At 68.7% G+C, this 20,464-nt stretch carries 17 protein-coding genes and 1 pseudogene; 12 read left to right on the top strand and 6 right to left on the bottom strand.

Annotated features, from left to right (window positions below):
- The coding region (locus tag FV229_RS17115) for a DnaJ C-terminal domain-containing protein (RefSeq protein WP_281406726.1) at positions 1–602 on the top strand (602 nt) is incomplete at its 5' end.
- A gap of 137 nt (positions 603–739) precedes the next feature.
- Positions 740–1,609 carry an enoyl-ACP reductase FabI gene (gene fabI, locus FV229_RS17110; protein WP_238273260.1) on the top strand — a complete coding sequence of 290 codons (870 nt, stop codon included), beginning with the start codon at positions 740–742 and terminating at the stop codon, positions 1,607–1,609.
- A gap of 49 nt (positions 1,610–1,658) precedes the next feature.
- Here fabI and FV229_RS17105 read toward each other — a convergent pair whose 3' ends face one another.
- The gene (locus FV229_RS17105) at positions 1,659–2,657 is read right to left on the bottom strand and encodes a polyphosphate kinase 2 family protein (RefSeq protein WP_147753112.1); all 999 of its coding nucleotides are present in this window, start codon (positions 2,655–2,657) and stop codon (positions 1,659–1,661) included.
- 184 nt (positions 2,658–2,841) lie between these two features.
- Between FV229_RS17105 and FV229_RS17100 the strand changes: the two genes are divergently transcribed.
- Positions 2,842–3,438 (top strand): histidine phosphatase family protein, encoded by a 597-nt coding sequence (locus FV229_RS17100; RefSeq protein ID WP_147753111.1) that lies wholly within the window; start codon positions 2,842–2,844, stop codon positions 3,436–3,438.
- Between the two features lie 207 nt (positions 3,439–3,645).
- A complete protein-coding gene (locus FV229_RS17095) occupies positions 3,646–7,734 on the top strand; it encodes a Pls/PosA family non-ribosomal peptide synthetase (protein WP_147753110.1) in 4,089 nt (1,362 codons plus the stop codon).
- A gap of 72 nt (positions 7,735–7,806) precedes the next feature.
- Here FV229_RS17095 and FV229_RS17090 read toward each other — a convergent pair whose 3' ends face one another.
- On the bottom strand, positions 7,807–8,463 hold the full coding sequence (locus FV229_RS17090) for an alpha/beta hydrolase (protein ID WP_147753109.1): 657 nt from the start codon (positions 8,461–8,463) through the stop codon (positions 7,807–7,809).
- Between the two features lie 294 nt (positions 8,464–8,757).
- Here FV229_RS17090 and FV229_RS17085 point away from each other — a divergent pair, with 294 nt between their 5' ends.
- From FV229_RS17085 to FV229_RS17060, 6 genes are all read left to right on the top strand, one after another.
- A complete protein-coding gene (locus FV229_RS17085) occupies positions 8,758–9,927 on the top strand; it encodes a cysteine desulfurase family protein (RefSeq protein WP_147753108.1) in 1,170 nt (389 codons plus the stop codon).
- A gap of 69 nt (positions 9,928–9,996) precedes the next feature.
- On the top strand, positions 9,997–11,466 hold the full coding sequence (gene sufB / locus FV229_RS17080; protein ID WP_147753107.1) for a Fe-S cluster assembly protein SufB: 1,470 nt from the start codon (positions 9,997–9,999) through the stop codon (positions 11,464–11,466).
- A gap of 102 nt (positions 11,467–11,568) precedes the next feature.
- A complete protein-coding gene (gene sufC / locus FV229_RS17075) occupies positions 11,569–12,321 on the top strand; it encodes a Fe-S cluster assembly ATPase SufC (RefSeq protein ID WP_147753106.1) in 753 nt (250 codons plus the stop codon).
- A 4-nt stretch (positions 12,322–12,325) separates the two neighbouring features.
- Entirely contained in the window at positions 12,326–13,648 is a 1,323-nt protein-coding gene (locus FV229_RS17070; RefSeq protein ID WP_147753105.1) for a SufD family Fe-S cluster assembly protein, read from the top strand.
- Between the two features lie 184 nt (positions 13,649–13,832).
- A complete protein-coding gene (locus FV229_RS17065; protein ID WP_147753104.1) occupies positions 13,833–15,077 on the top strand; it encodes a cysteine desulfurase in 1,245 nt (414 codons plus the stop codon).
- 49 nt (positions 15,078–15,126) lie between these two features.
- Positions 15,127–15,510, top strand: coding sequence for an SUF system Fe-S cluster assembly protein (locus FV229_RS17060; protein ID WP_147726384.1), 384 nt, complete (start codon positions 15,127–15,129; stop codon positions 15,508–15,510).
- A 10-nt stretch (positions 15,511–15,520) separates the two neighbouring features.
- Here FV229_RS17060 and FV229_RS17055 read toward each other — a convergent pair whose 3' ends face one another.
- The gene (locus tag FV229_RS17055; RefSeq protein ID WP_147753103.1) at positions 15,521–16,117 is read right to left on the bottom strand and encodes a Uma2 family endonuclease; all 597 of its coding nucleotides are present in this window, start codon (positions 16,115–16,117) and stop codon (positions 15,521–15,523) included.
- Positions 16,118–16,256: 139 nt separating this feature from the next.
- Here FV229_RS17055 and sufA point away from each other — a divergent pair, with 139 nt between their 5' ends.
- Complete coding sequence (sufA, locus tag FV229_RS17050) at positions 16,257–16,634, top strand: Fe-S cluster assembly scaffold SufA (protein WP_147753102.1); 378 nt, start codon at positions 16,257–16,259, stop codon at positions 16,632–16,634.
- A 16-nt stretch (positions 16,635–16,650) separates the two neighbouring features.
- Here the strand turns inward: sufA and FV229_RS17045 are convergent, their stop codons facing one another.
- The 3 genes from FV229_RS17045 to FV229_RS17035 all read right to left on the bottom strand — a co-directional run bounded on the left by FV229_RS17045 (position 16,651) and on the right by FV229_RS17035 (position 19,885).
- On the bottom strand, positions 16,651–17,712 hold the full coding sequence (locus FV229_RS17045; RefSeq protein WP_147753101.1) for a GGDEF domain-containing protein: 1,062 nt from the start codon (positions 17,710–17,712) through the stop codon (positions 16,651–16,653).
- 113 nt (positions 17,713–17,825) lie between these two features.
- Positions 17,826–19,415 (bottom strand): DEAD/DEAH box helicase, encoded by a 1,590-nt coding sequence (locus FV229_RS17040; RefSeq protein ID WP_147753100.1) that lies wholly within the window; start codon positions 19,413–19,415, stop codon positions 17,826–17,828.
- A 200-nt stretch (positions 19,416–19,615) separates the two neighbouring features.
- Positions 19,616–19,885: a hypothetical protein gene (locus tag FV229_RS17035; protein ID WP_147753099.1), complete on the bottom strand. Its 270-nt coding sequence runs from the start codon at positions 19,883–19,885 to the stop codon at positions 19,616–19,618.
- A 396-nt stretch (positions 19,886–20,281) separates the two neighbouring features.
- On the opposite strand from FV229_RS17035, the pseudogene FV229_RS17030 reads away from it, so the two are divergent.
- Positions 20,282–20,464 (top strand): annotated as a pseudogene (locus tag FV229_RS17030) (porin family protein); the annotation flags it as partial.

Below are 20,464 nucleotides of genomic sequence, written 5' to 3'. Positions count from 1 at the left end.
GCATGGCAGGCGGCATGGGCGAGGACATCTTCTCGCACCTGTTCGGCGAAGCTTTTCGCGCGGGCGGCGCCGGGCCGGGCCAGCGCGCGCCGGCCCGCGGCGAGGACGTGGCGGCCGAACTCGGCGTGACCCTCGAGCAGATCGTCAGCGAGGAGAAGCTGCGGGTCGGCCTGCCGGGCGGGCGCGAGTTCGACGTGATGATCCCGAAGGGCGTCGTCGACGGGCAGACGATCCGCCTGCGCGGCCTCGGCTCCCCCGGCGGCCCGCGCGCGGAGCCCGGCGACGCCCTCCTGACGATCCGCGTGTTGCCGCATGCCCGCTTCACGGTGGACGGCGCGGACGTGCGAACCACGGTCGACCTGCCGCTTGAGGATGCGGTGCTCGGCGGCGCGATCCGCGTGCCGACGCTCACCGGCGCCGTCGAGATGAAGATGCCGCCGATGACCTCGTCCGGCCGCACATTCCGCCTGCGCGGCAAGGGCCTGCCGAAGAAGGACGGCACCCGCGGCGACCTGTTCGCGACGACCGCGATCCAGCTGCCGGCGGACGACGCGGGCCTGACCGAATTCGTGAAGGGCCGACGGACCGCCCGCGCCGAATAGCCGGCGGCGCTCCGGGCGGGTTCGCCGGACTTCCGTCCCCGGCGCGCCTCCGCTAAGGATGCCACCGGCGCGACCGCCGCCCCGTAGCGCGGGGTGGCCCGGAGTCCCGGGTGCCAGAGCGAAATTTCGGGTGTGGCATGGCGGCTTTCGACGCAACGGACGAGCAGGGCGCAGGCGCCAGGGACGGTGCGAAAGGCAGCAACCTGCTCGCGGGCAAGCGAGGCCTCGTGCTCGGCGTCGCCAACAACCGTTCGATCGCCTGGGGCATCGCCAAGAGCGCGCATGCTCATGGCGCAAAGCTCGCCTTCACCTACCAGGGCGACGCCCTTAAGAAGCGCGTCGAGCCCTTGGCCCGCGAGCTCGACGCCCACGTCGTCGGCCATTGCGACGTCACCGACCCGGCCTCGATCGACGCGGTGTTCGCCGCGACCGCCGAACTTTTTCCGGAGGGGATCGACTTCGTCGTCCACTGCATCGCCTTCTCGGACAAGGACGAGCTGACAGGCCGCTACGTCGAGACCACGGAAGCGAACTTCACCAAGTCGCTGATGATCTCGTGCTACTCGTTCACGGCCGTCGCCCAGCGCGCCGAGAAGATCATGCCCAACGGCGGCTCGCTGCTGACGCTGACCTATTACGGCGCCGAGAAGTGGATGCCGCACTACAACGTCATGGGCGTCGCCAAGGCCGCCCTCGAAGCCTCCGTGCGCTACCTCGCCGCCGACCTCGGCCCGTCGAACATCCGCGTCAACGCGATCTCGGCCGGCCCGATCAAGACGCTGGCCGCCTCCGGCATCGGCGACTTCCGCTACATCCTCAAGTGGAACGAGTACAACGCGCCCCTACGGCGCACGGTGACGATCGGCGAGGTCGGCGAGACCGCCTCCTACCTGATCTCCGACATGTCCCGCGGAATGACCGGCGAGATCCTCCACGTCGACGCCGGCTACCACGTGGTCGGCATGAAGAACCCCGAGGCGCCGGACCTCAGCCTCGACAAGGATTGAGGTTCAGGCTGACGTTGTCGGCGAACGCCTGTTCCTGATCTTTCGCACCTCAATCCGGCACGGTCATTTCCGCGACGCCCGCTTGCGCCTCGGGAAATCGCGGGTCCATCGCCTCCAGCGTGTCCGCGATGGTGCGGGCGATGATGAGGTTACGGAACCACTTCCGGTTGGCGGGCACCACGTACCAGGGCGCGTGCGGCGTCGAGCACCGGGTGAGCGCATCCGAGAAGGCCGTCTGGTAGGCGTCCCAGGACTTGCGCTCGACGAGGTCGGCCGGATCGAACTTCCAGTGTTTCTCGGGGTCTACGATCCGCGCCTCGAGGCGCTCCTTCTGCTCGTCCTTCGAGATGTGGAGGAAGAACTTGAGGATGTGGGTGCCGGATTCGGTGAGTAGGCGCTCGAAGTCGTTGATCAGGCCGTAGCGCGCCTGCCAGACCGGCTCCGGCACGAGGTGCTTCACCCGCACCACCAGCACGTCCTCGTAATGGCTGCGGTTGAACACGCCGATCATGCCGCGCGCCGGGGTGCGCTGGTGATAGCGCCACAGGAAGTCGTGGTCGCGCTCCTCGATCGAGGGCACCTTGAACGAGGCGACGCTGCAGCCCTGCGGGTTCACCCCCTCGAAGACGGCGCGGATGGTGCCGTCTTTGCCGCCTGTGTCGATCGCCTGGAACACCACGAGCAGGCTGCGCTGACGCTCGGCGTAGAGTTTTTCCTGCAGCGCCTGAATCCGCGCACGCTCGGTCGCCAGCGCAGCCTTCGCCCAATCCTTGTCGAGGCTGCCGTCGGCGTTCGCGTCGACCTCCGCCAGATCGAAACGGCGCCCCGGGGCGACGGTGACGATCCCGTCCGCCGCCGCGACCGGGGCCGGCAGGTGGGCGGCGACCAGTGCGGGAGCGGTCCCGGCGATCTCGCTGGTCGCCGCGGCCCACAGGGACGAGGACGGCGCCTTGCGCCGCGCGGCGGCGGCGGAACGGTCCGGCGAGTTTGTCACACCGGCCGTCCCCGCCTTCTGGCGCCCATCCGTCTTGCGGTGCTTCTTGCTCATGGACAGACCTTCTACCGGCCGATCGCCTTCCGGCCTAGATCGGGCACCCGCTTTGCATGCGGGGCGACCCGAGCCCCACAAGACCGCCACTGCCCGATGGACCGCGCCGCCATGACCGCCCCCCTTCCGCGAGACCGCCGTCACGGACGTCACGGGTGAGTGCACCGATCGGGACCGCCGGAGCGTGAAGCCCATTTCGACGATCTACTTCATCCGGCACGGCCAGACCGATTGGAACGCGGAAGGCCGCCTGCAGGGTCAGCGCGACATCGCCTTGAACGCCGTCGGACAGGTCCAGGCCGCCGACGCGGCGGATCGGCTCGCGGCGCTCGCGGGCGAGCGCATCGCCGAGGCCGAGTTCATCGCGAGCCCGTTGCTGCGCACGCGGCGGACCATGGAAATTTTGCGCGACCGCCTCGGCCTCGCGCCCGCCGGCTACCGCAGCGATCCCCGCCTGATGGAGATCGACTTCGGGTCCTGGGAGGGGCAGACCTGGGCCGAGATCCGCCGACGCGATCCCGGCGGCGCCGGCGCGCGCGACCGTGACCGCTGGGGCTACCGTCCGTCCGGCTCCAGCGCGGAGAGCTACGCGATGCTGACCGAGCGCGTCGCGCCGGTCTTCGCCGACCTCGGGCGGTCGACCGTGGTGGTCGCCCACGGCGGCGTCGCCCGCGCGATGCTGGTCGCGCTCGGCCATCTCGACATCAAGGCCGCCCCCCGCATCGCCGTCCGCCAGGGCGCCGTGCTCGTGGTGGACGCGGCCGGATGGCGCTGGGCGTGAGATTTCGCATTCATCATTCAAGGCCCGTTCAAGGGTGAGGTATACACCCGGTCGTCGGGGCCGGTTCGCAGGGTCCCGTCCCGGTCGGCGGACTGCCTCGATAACGGCACGATCCGGCGTCAGGAACGCGCTCCGATCGCCGGCCGGTTGCGCATGCGAGATAGACGGGAAGCCGGCTTCACGAGGGAGCCGGAAGCGGAGCATTCGATGAGTAGCCTCGGCGAGATGATCCGGCCCGATGCGGACCGGCACCCCGGGGCGACCGCATCCGACCGCGCCGTGCTGCACGGCCCGGTCCGCCCGGACTTGATCCGCGACGAGGTGCTGGGCGAGATCTTCGCCGAGACCACGCGCGCCCGGCCGGACCATCCGGCGCTGATCGACGGCGCGGCGACCGATTCCGCCGGCCGGCATCCGCACGTCACCTATGCCGAGGTCTTCGCCCGCGCCGGACGGATCGCCGCCGCGCTCGCGCGCCGCGGGATCGGGCCCGGCGACGTGGTCGGCCTGTGGATGGCCCGCGGGCCGGACCTGCTCACCGCGCAGGTCGGCATCACCCTCTCGGGTGCCGCGTGGTTGCCCTTCGACGCCGAGGCACCCGCCGACCGCGTCGCGGTCTGCCTCGAGGACGCCGCCGCGAAGGCCCTGCTGGTCTCGGCCGCGCTGGCGCCGGGCGCGCCCGCCGTCGCCCCCGCCCTGACCCTCGACGCCCTGCTCGCGGACACGCCGGCGGACGCGGCGGCGCCGGACCTCCGCGCCGCCGGGCTGACGCCACAGCACCCCGCCTACCTGATCTACACCTCCGGCTCGACCGGCGTGCCGAAGGGCATCGTCATCAGCCACGCCAACATCTGCCACTTCCTGCGTTCGGGGAACGCGCTCTACGGGATGGCGCCGGACGACGTGGTGTTCCAGGGCGCCTCCGTCGCCTTCGACCTGTCGATGGAGGAGATCTGGGTCCCGTACCTCGTCGGCGCGACCCTGTTCGTGGCGAGCCCCGCGATGATGGGCGACGTCGAATCGCTGCCCGGGATCATCGCGAGGGCCAACGTCACGGTGATCGACACCGTGCCGACGCTGCTCGCGATGATCACCGGCGACCTTCCGAGCGTGCGCCTGATCCTGCTCGGCGGCGAGGCGCTGCCCGAGCCCCTGGTCGCGCGTTGGGCGACGCCGACGCGAAAACTGTTCAACACCTACGGGCCGACCGAGGCCACGGTGGTGGCGACCGCCGCCGAGATGCGTCCGGGCGTGCCCGTCACAATCGGCGGGCCGATCGCGAACTACTCGGTCTACGTCGCGGGCGAGGATCTGCGCCTGCTCGGGCGCGGCGAGCCGGGCGAGTTGCTGATCGGCGGCCCCGGCGTCGCGAAGGGCTACCTGCAGCGGCCGGAACTCACCGCGGACAAGTTCATCGCCAACCCCTACGCTTCGGACGGCGCCGACCCGTTGCTCTACCGCTCGGGCGACGCGGTCTCGCTTGATGCCGCCGGCAACATCCTGTTCCACGGTCGCATCGACGACCAGGTCAAGATCCGCGGGTTCCGGGTCGAGCTCGGCGAGATCGAATCGCGCATCCAGGCGCAGGCAGGCATCAACCAGGCGGCGGTGGTGCTGCGGAGCGACGACGGTGTCGACCGGCTCGTCGCGTTCCTCGTGCCCGAGCGCGGCCACGCCTTCGACCGGGCGGCCTTGCGCCGGACGCTGGCCGAGCAGATGCCACCTTACATGGTGCCCGGCCATTTCGAGACGGTCGAGGTGCTGCCGCGCCTCACCTCCGGCAAGGTCGACCGCAAGGCGCTGCGCGTCGCGCCGCTGACCGTCGTCGAAGCCGACGGCGAGCAGGAGCCGCCGGAGAACCAGACCGAGGCGGCGCTGCTGGCCGCCGCCAAGCAGGTCTTCGGCAACCAGCCGATCGCCCTCGACGGCGACTTCTTCACCGACCTCGGCGGCCACTCGCTGCTCGCCGCCCGCTTCGTCGGGGCGGTGCGCGAGGCGCCGGCGCTCGCCGGCATCACGCTGCAGGACGTCTACCGCGAGCGCACCCTGCGCCGGATCTCGGACGCGCTGATCGTGCGGACCGGCGGTGCCGGCATCGAGACCGCGATCCGCGACCTCGCCTTCGTGCCGCCGCCGCTCCTGCGCCGCGCGCTGTGCGGGCTGGCGCAAGCGGTCGCCCTGCCGTTCGTCATCGCGCTCGCGACCTCGCAGTGGCTCGGCATCTTCGTCACCTACCTGCTGCTCACCGGCGGCGGCCTCGGGTTTTTCGGTGAGCTCGGTGTGCTGCTCCTCGTCTACGTGGCGATCAACGCGGTGACGGCGACGATCGCGGTCGCCGCCAAGTGGCTGGTCCTCGGGCGGACCAAGCCCGGCCGCTATCCGCTCTGGGGCGCCTACTACTTCCGCTGGTGGCTGGCGCAGCGCCTGGCGCCGCTGGTCCACATCAAGTGGCTGCAGGGCTCGCCCGCCATCGCCGTCTACCTCCGGCTGATGGGCGCGAAGGTCGGCCGCGACACGTTGATCTCCGATATCGACATCGGCGCGCCCGACCTGCTCATCATCGGCGACGGCGCGTCGCTCGGCGGCCGCCTCGTCATCGCCAACGCCGAGATCGTCGGCAACGAGCTCGTGATCGGGCGGGTCGAGATCGGCCGCGACGTGGCCGTCGGCACGTCCTGCGTCATCAGCCACGACACGGTGATCGGCGACGCGGCCGAGATCGCCGACCTGACCACGATTCCGGCCGGCACCCGCGTCGGCGCCGGCGAAAGCTGGGACGGCTCGCCCGGCCGCAAGGTCGGGATGGCCGACGGCTCGGACCTGCCCGAGCAGGCCCCGGCCTCGGCCCGGCGCCGGGCCGGCTTCATGGCGATCTACGTCCTGCTGCTCGGCGCCATCCCCGCCGTCGGCCTGCTGCCGATCTTTCCGGCGTTCTTCCTGTTCGACCAGATCTCGGATTCGCTGTCCGACTTCACCGACGTCGACTACCACTGGTACCTGCCGCTGCTGACGTGGCCGACGGCCATGCTGATGACCGCCGGCACGGTGCTGCTCATCGCCGCCATCCGCTGGATCGTGCTGCCGCGTCGGCGCTCGGGCACCTACTCGATCTGGTCGGGCTTCTACCTGCGCAAGTGGTCGGTGGCGCTCGCCGCCGAGGTGACGCTGGAGACGCTCTCCTCGCTCTTCGCCACCGTCTACATGCGGGCGTGGTACCGCCTGATGGGCGCCCAGATGGGGGAGGGGGCCGAGATCTCGACCAACCTCGGCAGCCGCCACGACCTCGCCGAGGTCGGCAGCCGCAACTTCATCGCCGACGAGGTGGTCTACGGCGAGGAGGAGATCCGCCGCGGCTGGATGCACCTCCATCCGGCCCGCACGGGCGCGCGGGTGTTCGTCGGCAACGACGCGGTGGTCCCGCCGGGCGCCAACATCCCCGACGACGTGCTGATCGGCATCAAGTCGAAGCCGCCGGCCAACGCCGAGATGGCGCCGGGCGACACCTGGTTCGGCTCGCCGCCGATCAAGCTGCCCTCGCGCCAGCGCGTCGACGTCGGCACGCTCGCCCAGACCTACGAGCCGGGCACGCTGGTGAAGCTCCGCCGCGGCGTGTTCGAGGCGTTCGCGACCTCGTTCTCACCGATGCTCTACATCACCCTAGCGATCACCGCGATCGATTGGTACTTCTACCCCAACATCCTCGAACGCGATTGGAGCGGGCTCGCGATCAGCTTCGTCACCGTCAGCGTCGTGATCGCGCTGATCCAGTCCGCCGCCGTCATCGCCATGAAGTGGGCCCTGATGGGGGTGTACCAGCCCGGCATGCAGCCGATGTGGTCGTGGTGGGCGATGCGCACCGAGGCGATCGCCGTCGCCTATTGGGGCCTCGCGGGCAAGGTACTGCTCGAGCACCTCCAGGGCACGCCGTTCCTACCCTGGGCTCTGCGGCTGTTCGGCGTGAAGGTCGGCGAAGGGGTGTGCATGCTCACCACCGACATCACCGAATTCGACTGCGTGACGATCGGTGACTTCGCCACCATCAACCGCACGGCCGCCCTGCAGACCCACCTCTATGAGGACCGGATCATGAAGGTCGGCCGCGTCGTGATCGGCCGGGGCGTCTCGGTCGGCGCGTTCTCGACGGTGCTCTACGACACCAAGGTCGGCGACTACGCCCGGCTGCGCCCGCTCACCATCGTGATGAAGGGCGAATCGATCCCCGCCCATTCGGAATGGGAAGGCGCGCCGGCCGTGCCGGTGGTGCAGACGGCGCCGTCCGACCGGGCGGCGGCCTGAGCCACGAATCGAAAAGGGCAGGCCGCCGTTTCGGCGCCTGCCCTTTTCGTTTGCCGCAAAATGCCGCTCGGCTCAGACCGCGTCTTCCTTCCGGCCGAGGCGCTTGTCGAGGTAGGTGTCGACCGTCTGGGTCAGCTCGTCGACCTTGCCGTCGAAGAAGTGGTTGGCGCCCTCGACCATCTGGTGCTCGATGATGACGCCCTTCTGGGTCTTCACCTTCTCGATCACCGGCATCACCTCGCGGGCCGGCGCCACGCGATCCTCGGAGCCGTGCACGAACAGGCCCGAGGAGGGGCAGGGGGCGAGGAAGGTGAAGTCGTAGCGGTTGGCCATCGCGGCGATCGAGATGAAGCCCTCGATCTCGGGGCGGCGCATCAGCAGCTGCATCCCGATCCACGAGCCGAAGGACACGCCGGCGATCCAGCACGACTTCGCCTCGGGGTTGACCGACTGGACCCAGTCGAGTGCGGCGGCGGCGTCCGACAGCTCGCCCGATCCGTGGTCGAAGGCGCCCTGGCTGCGGCCGACGCCGCGGAAGTTGAAGCGCAGGGCCGCGAAGCCGCGGTTCGCGAACGTGTAGAAGAGGTTGTACACGATCTGATTGTTCATCGTGCCGCCGAACTGCGGATGCGGGTGCAGCACGATCGCGATCGGCGCGCCCCGCTTCTTGGGGGCCTGATAGCGACCCTCCAGTCGGCCGGCGGGACCGGTGAAGATGACCTCGGGCATAGTTCCTCGACTCCTGTGGCCGTGCCGCGTGGGTGTGCCCGCCGCGATGGCCGTGTACGCCTCAGCCTGAGCGGTCCGCGCGACCGCCTTGACTCGTCCCGCGCCGGACGTAAAAGCGCTCTTAGAATAATTCTAGGCGATTAGAACTATTCTAAACAATGCGGCTGCGGGCGTTTCCCCGACCAGCCCGGAAGCGCTGTCCGGCGCTTCGAAACCGTGTCGTCGGCGCGGCTTAGCACGCCGACCCGGTGCCAAAGCAAGGAAATGTCGCATCTTTCGGCAGTCGGAGATCGGATGACAGCAGACCGCGCCTATCTCGACCACAACGCCACGTCTCCGGTCCGTCCGGCGGTGTCGCAGGCGGTCGCGCGGGCGCTGTCGCTTCCGGGCAACCCGTCCTCCGTTCACGCCGAGGGGCGTGCGGCGCGGGCGATGCTGGAGGAGGCGCGGGAACGCGTCGCGCGACTCGTCGGGGCGACGCCGCCGCAGGTGACCTTCACCAGCGGCGGCACGGAAGCCGCCAACGCCGTGCTGTCCGGCGCGCTCCGCCGCCGGGGCCGCCCGGCGCCGACGCGGCTGCTGGTCGGCGCGACCGAGCACCCCTGCGTCACCGCGGGGCACCGCTTCCCGGCGGACGCCGTCGAGGTGCTGCCGGTGCTGGCCTCCGGCGTGATTGATCTCGACGCGCTGGCCGCCCGCCTCGCCGCGTTGCGCGACGCGGACGTGCTCGTCTCGGTTCACGCCGCCAACAACGAGACCGGCGTGGTGCAGCCGATCTCAGACGTCGTCGCCCTGGCGCGGTCGCATGGCCGCGCCCTGGTGCACAGCGACGCGGTGCAGGCCGTCGGCAAAATCCCGCTCGATGTCTCCGCACTCGGGCTCGATGCGCTGACCCTGTCGGGCCACAAGTTCGCCGCGCCGAAGGGCGTCGGCGCGTTGGTGCTGCGCGACGACGTCCAGCTCGACGCGGCCTTCGTCCGCGGCGGCGGGCAGGAGGCGCGGCTGCGCTGCGGCACCGAGAACCTTCCCGGCATCGTCGGGATGGGCGAGGCGGCGGAGATCGCGCGCAACGCCCTCGACGCGGACGCGCTGCGCCTCGCGACGTTGCGCGACGCGCTCGAAGATGCGGTCCTCGCCCGCGCGCCCGACGCCGTGGTGTTCGGCCGCGGCGCCGCGCGGTTGCCCAACACCCTGTGCTTTTCGGTGCCTGGGCTCGATGCGCCGACCGCGTTGATCGCCTTCGATCTCGCCGGCATCGCGGTGTCGTCGGGTTCGGCCTGCGCCTCCGGCAAGGTGGCGCGGTCGCCGGTTCTCGCCGCGATGGGCGTGAGCCCTGCGTTGGCCACGGGGGCGCTCCGCGTCAGCCTCGGCTGGAATACGGGGGAGGGCGACACTGCGCGCTTCCTCGGAGCCTTCGAACGGGTCGTCGAGACCCTATATAGACGGCGAGGGTTGGCGGCCTGAGGGCCGTGCCTGCGCCATCGCACATGGAAGCCCCCGGTCCTTGAAACCGGCGACGCTTAGGAGACGCTGATGCCTGCCGTGCAGGAAACCATCGATCGGGTCCGCTCTATCGACCTCGACCAGTACAAGTACGGCTTCGAGACCACCATCGAGATGGAGAAGTCCGAGAAGGGCATCTCCGAGGATGTGGTGCGCTTCATCTCCGCCAAGAAGAACGAGCCGGAGTGGATGCTCGCGTGGCGCCTGGACGCCTACAAGCGCTGGCAGACCATGCAGGAGCCGGACTGGGCGCGGGTCGCCTACGACAAGGTCGACTACAACAACATCTACTACTACGCCGCGCCGAAGCGCCCGGCGGCGATGTCGCTCGACGAGATCGATCCCGAGATCCTGAAGACCTACGAGAAGCTCGGCATCCCGCTTCGCGAGGTCGAGGTGCTGGAGGGCATCGCCCCCGAGCGCCGCGTCGCGGTCGACGCGGTGTTCGATTCGGTCTCAGTGGCCACCACCTTCAAGGCCGAGCTGTCGAAGGCCGGCGTGATCTTCATGCCGATCTCCGAGGCGATCCGCGAGTATCCGGACCTCGTCAAGAAGTACCTCGGCTCGGTCGTGCCGGTGACCGACAACTTCTTCGCGACGCTGAACTCGGCAGTCTTCTCCGACGGGTCGTTCGTCTACATCCCGCCGGGCGTGCGCTGCCCGATGGAGCTGTCGACCTACTTCCGCATCAACGAGCGCGACACCGGCCAGTTCGAGCGCACGCTGATCATCGCCGACAAGGGCTCCTACGTCTCGTATCTCGAGGGCTGCACCGCCCCGAAGCGCGACGACAACCAGCTGCACGCGGCGGTCGTCGAGTTGGTCGCCCTGGACGACGCCGAGATCAAATACTCGACGGTCCAGAACTGGTACCCCGGCGACAACGAGGGCAAGGGCGGCATCTACAACTTCGTGACCAAGCGCGGCGATTGCCGCGGCGCCCGCTCGAAGATCTCGTGGACGCAGGTCGAGACCGGCTCGGCGATCACCTGGAAGTACCCGTCCTGCATCCTGCGCGGTGACGAGTCCCGCGGCGAGTTCTACTCGATCGCGGTGTCGAACGGCATGCAGCAGGTCGATTCCGGCACCAAGATGATCCATCTCGGCAAGAACACCACCAGCCGGATCATCTCGAAGGGCATCTCGGCCGGCCGCTCGCAGAACACCTATCGCGGGCTCGTCTCGGCGCACAAGAAGGCGTCGAACGCGCGCAACTTCACCAACTGTGACAGCTTGCTGATCGGCGACCAGTGCGGGGCGCACACTGTGCCCTACATCGAGTCGAAGAACGCGAGCGCAGTGTTCGAGCACGAGGCCACCACCTCGAAGATCTCCGAGGACCAGAAGTTCTACTGCCTCCAGCGCGGCCTCTCCGAAGAGGAGGCGACCGCGCTGATCGTCAACGGCTTCGTCCGCGACGTGCTGCAGCAGCTGCCGATGGAGTTCGCGGTGGAGGCCCAGAAGCTGATCTCGATCAGCCTCGAAGGCTCGGTCGGCTGACGCGCCTCGGCCAGACGCTTTGAAATGCCCTCCCCCTGGTGGGGGAGGCGCCCTTCGCGCCGCCGAAGCGCGGGATACGAATTCTTACGGGACTAAGCCAACATGCTCGAAATCAAGAACCTCGTCGTGCAGATCGAGGACAACCGCATCCTCAACGGCCTGAACCTCACCGTGAACGACGGCGAAGTCGCCGCGATCATGGGGCCGAACGGCTCCGGCAAGTCGACGCTCTCCTACGTCATCGCCGGCAAGGAGGACTACGAGGTCCTGGACGGCGAGATCCTGCTCGACGGCCAGAACGTGCTGGAGATGGGCGCCGACGAGCGCGCAGCCGCCGGCGTGTTCCTCGCCTTCCAGTACCCGCTGGAAATCCCCGGCGTCGGCACGATGACCTTCCTCAAGGCCTGCCTCAACGCCCAGCGCCGCGCCCGCGGCGAGGTTGAGATCGCCACGCCCGACTTCATCCGGAAGGTCAACGCGGCCGCCGAGAAGCTCGAGATCAACAAGGACATGCTCCGGCGCGCCCTCAACGTCGGATTCTCCGGCGGCGAGAAGAAGCGCATGGAGATCCTGCAGATGGCGCTGCTGCAGCCGAAGTTCTGCGTGCTCGACGAGACCGATTCCGGCCTCGACATCGATGCGCTGCGCATTGTTTCCGAGGGCGTGAACGCGCTACGCGCGGAAGGCCGCTCGTTCCTGGTCATCACCCACTACCAGCGCCTGCTCGACTATATCGTGCCCGACACCGTCCACGTCATGTCGAAGGGCCTGATCGTGAAGACCGGCGGCAAGGAGCTCGCCAAGGAACTCGAGGCGTCCGGCTACGCCGAGTACCGCACCAACGAGGCCGCGTAAGCCCATGGCCGACATCGCCAACCTCCGCACCTCGGCCGAGACCGGTCTCTCGACCCTGTTCGAGACCGCCCGCAAGGGCTTCGGCAGCGATAAAGCGATCGACCGCGAAGAGGCGTTCCGCTTCTTCGAGGCGGCCGGCCTGCCGAGCCGCCGCGTCGAGGCGTTCAAGTACACCGATTTGCGCGCCGCGATGCAGGAAGCCGCGCCGCCGGCCGACGCACCGTCCCTCGACGTGGCCAAGGCCGCCGTCGCCTCCGCGACCGCGTTCTCGGCGATCGAGGCGGTACGCCTGACCTTCGTCAACGGGCACCTGATCCGCGAGCTGTCGGACCTCGATCGCGTCCCGGCCGGCGTTTCGGTGTCGCCGTTGAACGACGCCCTCAGCCAGGGCGACGCGCGCCTCAAGAACCTCGCCCCCGTCGCGCAGGCGCGGGAGAACCCGATCTACCAGCTCAACACGGCCTTCCTCGCCGACGGCGCGCTGATCTCGGTGGAGGCTGGCGCCAAGGTCGAGACCCCGCTGCACCTGCGCTTCGTCGGCGCCGGCGCCGAGGGCTTCTCGACCGCGACGCGGGTGCTGGTCGAGGTCGCCGACGGTGCCGAGTTCACCCTGCTGGAGACGCATGAAGGGCCGAACGGGCTGACCTACCAGCCGAACGACGCCCTGGACGTGCATGTCGGCAAGCATGCCGCCTTCCGGCACGCGCGCATCAACCGCGAGGGCGACAAGGCGATCGCCCTGTCGACGATCAGCGTCCGGCTCGACGACGAATCGCAGTTGGAGACCGTGAACCTCGTTACCGGCGCGGTCCTGTCGCGCCATCAGATCTTCATGCACGTCGCCGGTGAGAACGTGAACGCCGTCGTCAACGGCGCCACGATGCTCGGCGACGGGCAGCTTGCGGATTCGACCCTGCTCGCCGACCACGCGGCGGTCGGCGGCGTCGGCCGCGAGATGTTCAAGACGGTGATCGACGGGGACGCCACCGGCGTGTTCCAGGGCAAGATCATCGTCCGCCAGATCGCGCAGAAGACCGACGGCAAGATGAAGTCGGATTGTCTGCTCCTCTCCGACGAGGGGCAGATGATGAACAAGCCGGAGCTGGAGATCTTCGCCGACGACGTCGCCTGCGGCCACGGCGCCACATGCGGCGCCCCGGACCAGGATCTCCTGTTCTACCTCATGGCCCGCGGCCTGCCGAAGCCGATCGCCGAGAGCCTGCTGGTGCAGGCCTTCGTCGGCGAGGCGGTGGAATCTGTGACCCACGAGGGTGCACGCGCCGCGCTGATCGGCGAGATCGAGGCGTGGCTCGCGTCGCGGGGGTGAACCCTTCGCGTCGCGGTATCCCTCCCCGCCCTTTTCTAGAGGGGGCCGCCTTGGCGACTCTCGCAGGAGAACTTCAGCGCATCCGGTGGCTTCCGAAAGCCGCCTCACTCCAGCATGTCGGATTGAGGATGGCGCCGGGGAGGGGCGACGCTGTGAACGACAACCCGGATCGAAGGTCGTGACCATGAACGCACCCATGCTGCATCCAGCCTACGACGTCGATGCGATCCGGGCGCAATTCCCGATCCTCTCCGAAAAGGTCTACGGCAAGCCGCTGGTCTACCTCGACAACGCCGCCTCGTCGCAGAAGCCGCGTGCGGTGATCGACGCGATGGTGGCGTGCATGGAGACCGGGTACGCCAACGTCCACCGCGGCCTGCACTTCATGGCCAACGCGGCGACCGAAGGGTTCGAGGGTGCGCGCGAGACGACGCGGCAGTTCCTGAACGCCGCGTCCACGGATGAGATCATCTTCACCCGCAACGCCACCGAGGCCTACAACCTCGTGGCGTCGTCGATGGGCTGGGGCGGGATGATCGGGGAGGGCGACGAGATCATCCTCTCGATCATGGAGCACCATTCCAACATCGTGCCGTGGCACTTCCTACGTGAGCGGCGCGGGGCGGTGATCAAGTGGGCGCCGGTCGACGACGACGGCAACTTCCTCGTCGAGGAATACGAGAAGCTGTTCACGCCGCGCACCAAGATGGTCGCGATCACGCAGATGTCGAACGTGCTCGGCACGGTCACGCCGGCGGCGGAGATCGTGCGCATCGCCCACGCCCACGGCGTGCCGGTGCTCCTCGACGGCGCGCAGAGCGCGGTGCATCAGCCGATCGACGTGCGGGCCCTCGATTGCGACTTCTTCGTCTTCACCGGACACAAGGTCTACGGCCCGACCGGGATCGGCGTGCTCTACGGCAAGAAGGAATGGCTCGACCGCCTGCCGCCCTACCAGGGCGGCGGCGAGATGATCCGCACGGTGAGCCAGGACGCCATCACCTACAACGACCCGCCGCACCGCTTCGAGGCGGGCACGCCCGCGATCGTCGAGGCGGTGGGCCTCGGCGCCGCGCTGGAGTTCATGATGGGGATCGGCCGCGAGAAGATCGCCGCGCACGAGGCCGACCTCACGGCCTACGCCCAGGAGCGTCTCGGCGCGATGAATTCGGTCCGCCAGATCGGCAACGCCAAGGGCAAGGGCGGCGTCATCGCCTTCGAGATGAAAGGCGCGCATGCCCACGACATCGCGACGGTGATCGACCGGTCCGGCGTTGCGGTCCGCGCCGGCACGCATTGCGCCATGCCGCTGCTCACGCGCTTCGGCGTCACCTCCACCTGCCGCGCCTCGTTCGGGCTGTACAACACCCGCGCCGAGATCGACGTGCTGGCCGAGGCGCTGGCCCGCGCCGAGATGATGTTCGCCTGAGCGTATGGACATGGTCGCCGCTTGGCGGCGGCCCGAGAAGGAGACGACGATGAGCAGCGATGCGACGATCACCGGGGGCGCGAACACGCCGAAGGTCGCGGGGGCCGAGGGCGTGCCGCCGGCGGAACTCGACCGCCTGACCGACGACATCGTGGCGGCGCTGAAATCCGTCTACGATCCGGAGATCCCGGCCGACATCTACGAGCTCGGCCTGATCTACAAGGTCGACATCGACGACGACCGCAAGGTCGCCATCGATATGACGCTGACTGCGCCGGGCTGCCCGGTCGCCGGCGAGATGCCCGGCTGGGTCGAGGATGCGGTCGCCAAAGTGCCGGGCGTCCAGTCCTGCGCGGTGACGATGGTGTTCGATCCGCCGTGGGATCAGAGCCGCATGTCCGACGAGGCCCGCGTCGCCCTCGACATGTGGTGAGGCCGGCCGATCAGCCCGGCGGCTCCGGCTCGCGCTCGAACGTCATGTCCTCGTAGATGTCGGCGAGGTCCAGGGCGGCACCGATGGCGGGCAGGTCGATCCGGTCCGTCATCGCCTCGTAGGCCGAGGTTTCCCAGGCGCCCCCATCCTCGTCCCGGCGATAGAGGACTGCGCCGGAGAAGCGCGTCTCGACGAGCAGGATGTAGCGCAGCGTCGGATGACGCCGATATTCGTCGAGCTTCTTGAACCGGTCGATGCTGCTGGTCGAAGGCGACAGCACCTCGACGACGAGGCGCGGCGAACGGTTCTCGTAGGTGTCGCGAACGAGGTCGCCGCATTCCACGGTGATGTCCGGGCGGCGGATCGTCGTGATGCTGGTGCGCATCGCGACGTCGTCGGTCGTCGGACGGCAGCCGGATCCACGCAACTGTCCATGAAGCGATGCGATGATGTTCACGGTGGCCCGGTCGTGCTGGACGCTCGCTCCGGTCATCATCTTCACGTGCGGCACCGGGATGCCGTCAACGAGTTCGTAGAGCCCGTCCTGGTCGCGTTGCCACGCGAAGAACTCGTCCGCGCTCATCCTGCGAATTGCCGGCTCGCCCATGGGCTCCTCCGATCGACCGCGATGATCCTAGCATGGCTCGGGCGTGGGTGTAGACCACGCCCGTCGCGATCCTTATCTTAACGCCGTACGCCCACCCTCAACCGCCCGGGCCTTGAACCCGGCTGCCGGAGAGCCACCGATGTCCACGAGTTTCAAGGTCATGTCGCTGACGGACGCGGCAGCCGACCGCATCAAGGCGATCATCGCCGACGCAGACCGGCCGATCGCCGGGCTTCGGGTCGGCGTGAAGAACGGCGGCTGCGCCGGGATGTCCTACACGATGGAATATGCCGAGGATCGCAAACCCGGCGAGGACATGGTCGAGGATCGCGGCGTGAAGGTCTTCGTCGATCCGAAGGCGCTGCTGTTCCTGCTCGGCACGCAGATGGACTTCCAGACGTCCAAGCTCGCCTCGCAGTTCGTGTTCAACAACCCGAACCAGACCTCGGCCTGCGGCTGCGGCGAATCCGTCGCGATCACGCCGGTCGGCCCGGAGCGGTTGCTCGCGCCGGCCTGAACGACGCCTTTTCGGATCAGGCGACCGCGGCGGCGAGTTCGGCCGTGGTCGCGTCGTCGAGCGTGCGGTTGCGGCCGGAACGCTTGGCCGCGAACATGCACAGGTCGGCGCGCTCCAGCAGCGAGACCGGGTTGTCGCCACGGCGGTAGGTCGCGACGCCAAGCGAGATCGTGACCTTGCCGAGCGACTCGCCGGTGGAACGCTTCATCAGCTCTCGGCCCATGACGCTGATGCGGACCTTCTCGGCGATGGCGCGGGCAGTTTCGCGGGTGGCGTTCGGCAGAAGGATGCCGAATTCCTCGCCGCCGAAGCGGGCGAGCATCGCGCCCTTCTCGACGCTTTCCCGCATCACGACCGCCACCAGCCTCAGCACCTGATCGCCGATGAGGTGGCCGTAGAGATCGTTGAAGCGCTTGAAGAAGTCGATGTCGAGGACGATCAGGCTCGGCTGGGCGCCGCGGGCCGCGCCGTCGAGGGCCATTTGCAGCATCTCCTCGAAGTGCTTGCGGTTCGCAAGTCCGGTCAGCGGATCGGTCAGGCTCTCGATCCGGGTCGCCTCGAGCTTTTCGCGCAGCGATTCGACCTCCGTGCGGCTCTCGCGCATCCGCGCTTCGAGGGTGCGGTTGTTGGATGCCACCTCGCGGGTGGTGGCGACCAGGGTCGCCACGATCTCGCGCAGGCGTGCGCGGTTCAGGGTCGAGACCGAAAGGTCGAGGCTCAACGCACGCAAGGACTCGCCGTACTGCGCCGCCGAGCCGAGGGAGAGATCGAGCATCTCCATGACGCCCTCGATCTCGGCCAGCATCGTCGCGCCGGTCTCCCCGGCGGCGGCGGCGTAGCGCGAGCCGTCGAGATACGTGTCGTAGAGTTCGTCGATGTCCATCGGCGAAAGCCCCGCGCTCTGCGCGGTGAGCCGCTTGATCGCGTCGTTCATCAAGGGGCGGTCGCCGGACACGTAGGTGTACCAGACGGCATAGGCCCGCGGGGTCGCGGAAGGCCCGTAATCGCGCATCAATTCCTGGGCGCGTTGCGCCAAGGCGAAGCTGCGATCACGGTCGGCGTACTGCCCGTCGCTCATCCGATCCCCGTCGGTCCGTCACGGTCCCGGCGCGTGATGCGAACGGAGCCGACGTCACAAGCTACCTCAAGGAGCGTGGACGGACCGTTAAGGCAAAGGTCGCGGATATGACGTCAGTCCTGTTTCTTGATCGCCGCCGAACGCAACATGAAGGCGGGCACGTGATCGCCGAGGCCGACCGGCGTGTCGCCGTCCTCGTCGCGCCGCCGCCCGTGGCCGCGGTCGTCGCGCGACCGCTCCTGAACCGGGCGCAGAGGGGGAGCGCTGGGCCGCTCGGTGCGCGGCCGAACCTCGGCCCTCTGACGCTGTGGAGTCTCGCGCCGAGGCTCGTCCTGCCGGCTCCGGGCCTCGCGGCGCGGAGCCGCCTCCTCGTGAGGGGGCGACTCTAGGTTGGCCGTTGGTTCGGCGTCTGGCGACCCACGGCGCGCCCTGGGTGACCGGGCCTCGCGCGGCGCCGCGGCCTCGGCCGGAGCTCTCCGGCCGCGCCGCGACGTCTCGGTGGAGCGTCCGCGATGACGGGTGCGGGGCTCTCCGTCCTCTTCGGCCGCGGGCACAGTGGTGGCGGTCGCGGCGGTATCGAGGTCGCCGTCCATCCACGGGATCGGTTGGCCGATCAGCGACTCGATCGCCTGCAGCGAGCGGTCGTCGCTGCGGCTGACCAGGGTGAAGGCCGCCCCCGAGCGGCCGGCGCGGCCGGTGCGGCCGATGCGGTGGACGTAGTCTTCGGGGTGGTTCGGCACGTCGAAGTTGAAGACGTGGCTCACCGCCGGGATGTCTAGGCCGCGGGCGGCGACGTCGCTGGCAACCAGCAGCGCGGTCTCGCCGCCGCGGAAGGCGTCGAGGGCAGTTGTGCGCGAACGCTGGTCCATGTCGCCGTGCAAGGCGGCCGCATCGAAGCCGTGGCTGACCAGCGACTTCTGCAGCAGTGCCACGTCACGCTTGCGGTTGCAGAAGATGATGCCGTTCTTGAGGTCCGCCTCGCCGCGGATCAGCCGCCGCAGGCGATCACGCTTGGCGCTGCCGTCCGACGAGGTCGCGACCAGGCGCTGGACGATGGTCGAAGCGGTGGAGGCGGCGCGCGCCACCTCGATCCGCTCAGGGTTGTGCAGGAAGATGTCCGCGAGGCGCTCGATCTCCGGCGGCATGGTCGCGGAGAAGAACAGCGTCTGGCGCGTGAACGGCACCATCTTCACGATGCGCTCAATGTCGGGGATGAACCCCATGTCGAGCATGCGGTCCGCCTCATCTATCACCAGCAGCTCGACGCCGCTCAGAAGCAGCTTGCCCCGCTCGAAATGGTCGAGGAGCCGGCCCGGCGTCGCGATCAGCACATCGGTGCCGCGGGTCAGCTTCGCATCCTGGTCTGCGAAGGAGACGCCACCGATGATCAGCGCGACGTTGAGCTTGTGGTTGGTGCCGTAGCGGTCGAAGTTCTCCACGACCTGCGCCGCGAGTTCGCGCGTCGGCTCGAGGATGAGGGTTCGCGGCATCCGGGCGCGCGCACGCCCGTTCTCGAGCATGGTCAGCATCGGCAGGGTGAAGGCCGCGGTCTTGCCGGTGCCGGTCTGCGCGATGCCGAGCACGTCGCGGCGCGCGAGGACGTGCGGAATCGCCTGGCTCTGGATCGGCGTCGGTTCCGTATAGCCGGCGGCGGTGACGGCCTGGAGGACCTTGTCGCTCAATCCGAGATCGGCAAATGACATAATCTTTTGAGAACCGTTACGCGCGGGGTCAAGCAGGCCGGCGCGGAGAACGTCCTCGCGGCGACGGCGGCGACGGCCTGTCGGAACGCAAGCCCGTCGCACCTGCGGATGCGCGGGACACTTAGGCCCTTGCTACCACTTGTCAATTGGAGGCCGCCGGCCGAGGCGGGGTTTCCCCGTGCGAAACGGCCGTGCCGTCCTCAAGGACGCAGCGCGTGCGTCCCGCCCGACAGGCCGCAGGGATCGAGTCTCACCGCGCGAGCGCCCTGCGCGATCGAGCCGGTGGTCTCGGGATCGATGACACTGCGGGCTATGCCGGATTGGGCGACGTGGGTCGAAGCGGGCGGGATGCGATCCGGTTGCGCGAAGTGGTGGACGGCCACCAGACCGAACAAACCGGCGATGCCGACTGTCTGGATCGCCCAGCGCAGGGTGCCGTGCGACGGCGCCGGTTCATAGTCCTCGCCCATCGTGATCCCCCCGGGTCGCCCGTGCGTCCGTTGGCATGGAGGATGACGCCACAGGGTTAATCCCGGCCTTACGAACGGAGCCACGTCCGCGACCGGAAATAAAGTGCCGATGCCAGCGGCGCCCTTTATCATTTGATAAGCACTGGGCCGACTTCCGCGGCCGCGGCGCGCAAATCTGAACAACAGAACCCCGGCGGGAAATCCATTTGATCTTCTTCCCCCAGCCATGTGCGCCAAAACACACACGCGAACGACATTGAGTAAGCCGGGCGTAACCTTCACCTTTCGTTGACGGCTTCCGGTTCATCTAGCCGAGCTTGTTGCAGGAAAGCGACAGACCGAGCGGGCAACCCGGTTTAGAACCACCTCGGCTTTGCCAATCAGGACCCAGAAAAAATGAAGAGCCTTCTCCTCGCCACCACCGTGCTCGTTGGCCTCACCGCCGCCGCGTCCGCTGCCGACCTTCCGCGTCGCGCACCGCCGCCGGTGTTCACGCCCGTTCCGGTGTTCACCTGGACCGGCGCCTACTTCGGTATCAACGCCGGCTACGGCTTCGATGCCAGCGAGCGCCGCGGCGCC

Origin of the sequence: Methylobacterium sp. WL120 (genome assembly GCF_008039465.1) — a bacterium.
Taxonomy (GTDB): Bacteria; Pseudomonadota; Alphaproteobacteria; order Rhizobiales; family Beijerinckiaceae; genus Methylobacterium; species Methylobacterium cerastii.
Note: the sequence above shows the minus strand (reverse complement) of the source record. Positions and strands in the feature narration are given on the sequence as shown.

Coding starts and splice junctions, on each gene's coding strand:
- fabI (WP_238273260.1), top strand. CDS start 740: ATGGCGGCTTTCGACGCAACGGACGAGCAGGGCGCAGGCGCCAGGGAC.
- FV229_RS17105 (WP_147753112.1), bottom strand. CDS start 2,657: ATGAGCAAGAAGCACCGCAAGACGGATGGGCGCCAGAAGGCGGGGACG.
- FV229_RS17095 (WP_147753110.1), top strand. CDS start 3,646: ATGAGTAGCCTCGGCGAGATGATCCGGCCCGATGCGGACCGGCACCCC.
- FV229_RS17090 (WP_147753109.1), bottom strand. CDS start 8,463: ATGCCCGAGGTCATCTTCACCGGTCCCGCCGGCCGACTGGAGGGTCGC.
- FV229_RS17085 (WP_147753108.1), top strand. CDS start 8,758: ATGACAGCAGACCGCGCCTATCTCGACCACAACGCCACGTCTCCGGTC.
- sufB (WP_147753107.1), top strand. CDS start 9,997: ATGCCTGCCGTGCAGGAAACCATCGATCGGGTCCGCTCTATCGACCTC.
- sufC (WP_147753106.1), top strand. CDS start 11,569: ATGCTCGAAATCAAGAACCTCGTCGTGCAGATCGAGGACAACCGCATC.
- FV229_RS17070 (WP_147753105.1), top strand. CDS start 12,326: ATGGCCGACATCGCCAACCTCCGCACCTCGGCCGAGACCGGTCTCTCG.
- FV229_RS17065 (WP_147753104.1), top strand. CDS start 13,833: ATGAACGCACCCATGCTGCATCCAGCCTACGACGTCGATGCGATCCGG.
- FV229_RS17060 (WP_147726384.1), top strand. CDS start 15,127: ATGAGCAGCGATGCGACGATCACCGGGGGCGCGAACACGCCGAAGGTC.
- FV229_RS17055 (WP_147753103.1), bottom strand. CDS start 16,117: ATGGGCGAGCCGGCAATTCGCAGGATGAGCGCGGACGAGTTCTTCGCG.
- sufA (WP_147753102.1), top strand. CDS start 16,257: ATGTCCACGAGTTTCAAGGTCATGTCGCTGACGGACGCGGCAGCCGAC.
- FV229_RS17045 (WP_147753101.1), bottom strand. CDS start 17,712: ATGAGCGACGGGCAGTACGCCGACCGTGATCGCAGCTTCGCCTTGGCG.
- FV229_RS17040 (WP_147753100.1), bottom strand. CDS start 19,415: ATGTCATTTGCCGATCTCGGATTGAGCGACAAGGTCCTCCAGGCCGTC.
- FV229_RS17035 (WP_147753099.1), bottom strand. CDS start 19,885: ATGGGCGAGGACTATGAACCGGCGCCGTCGCACGGCACCCTGCGCTGG.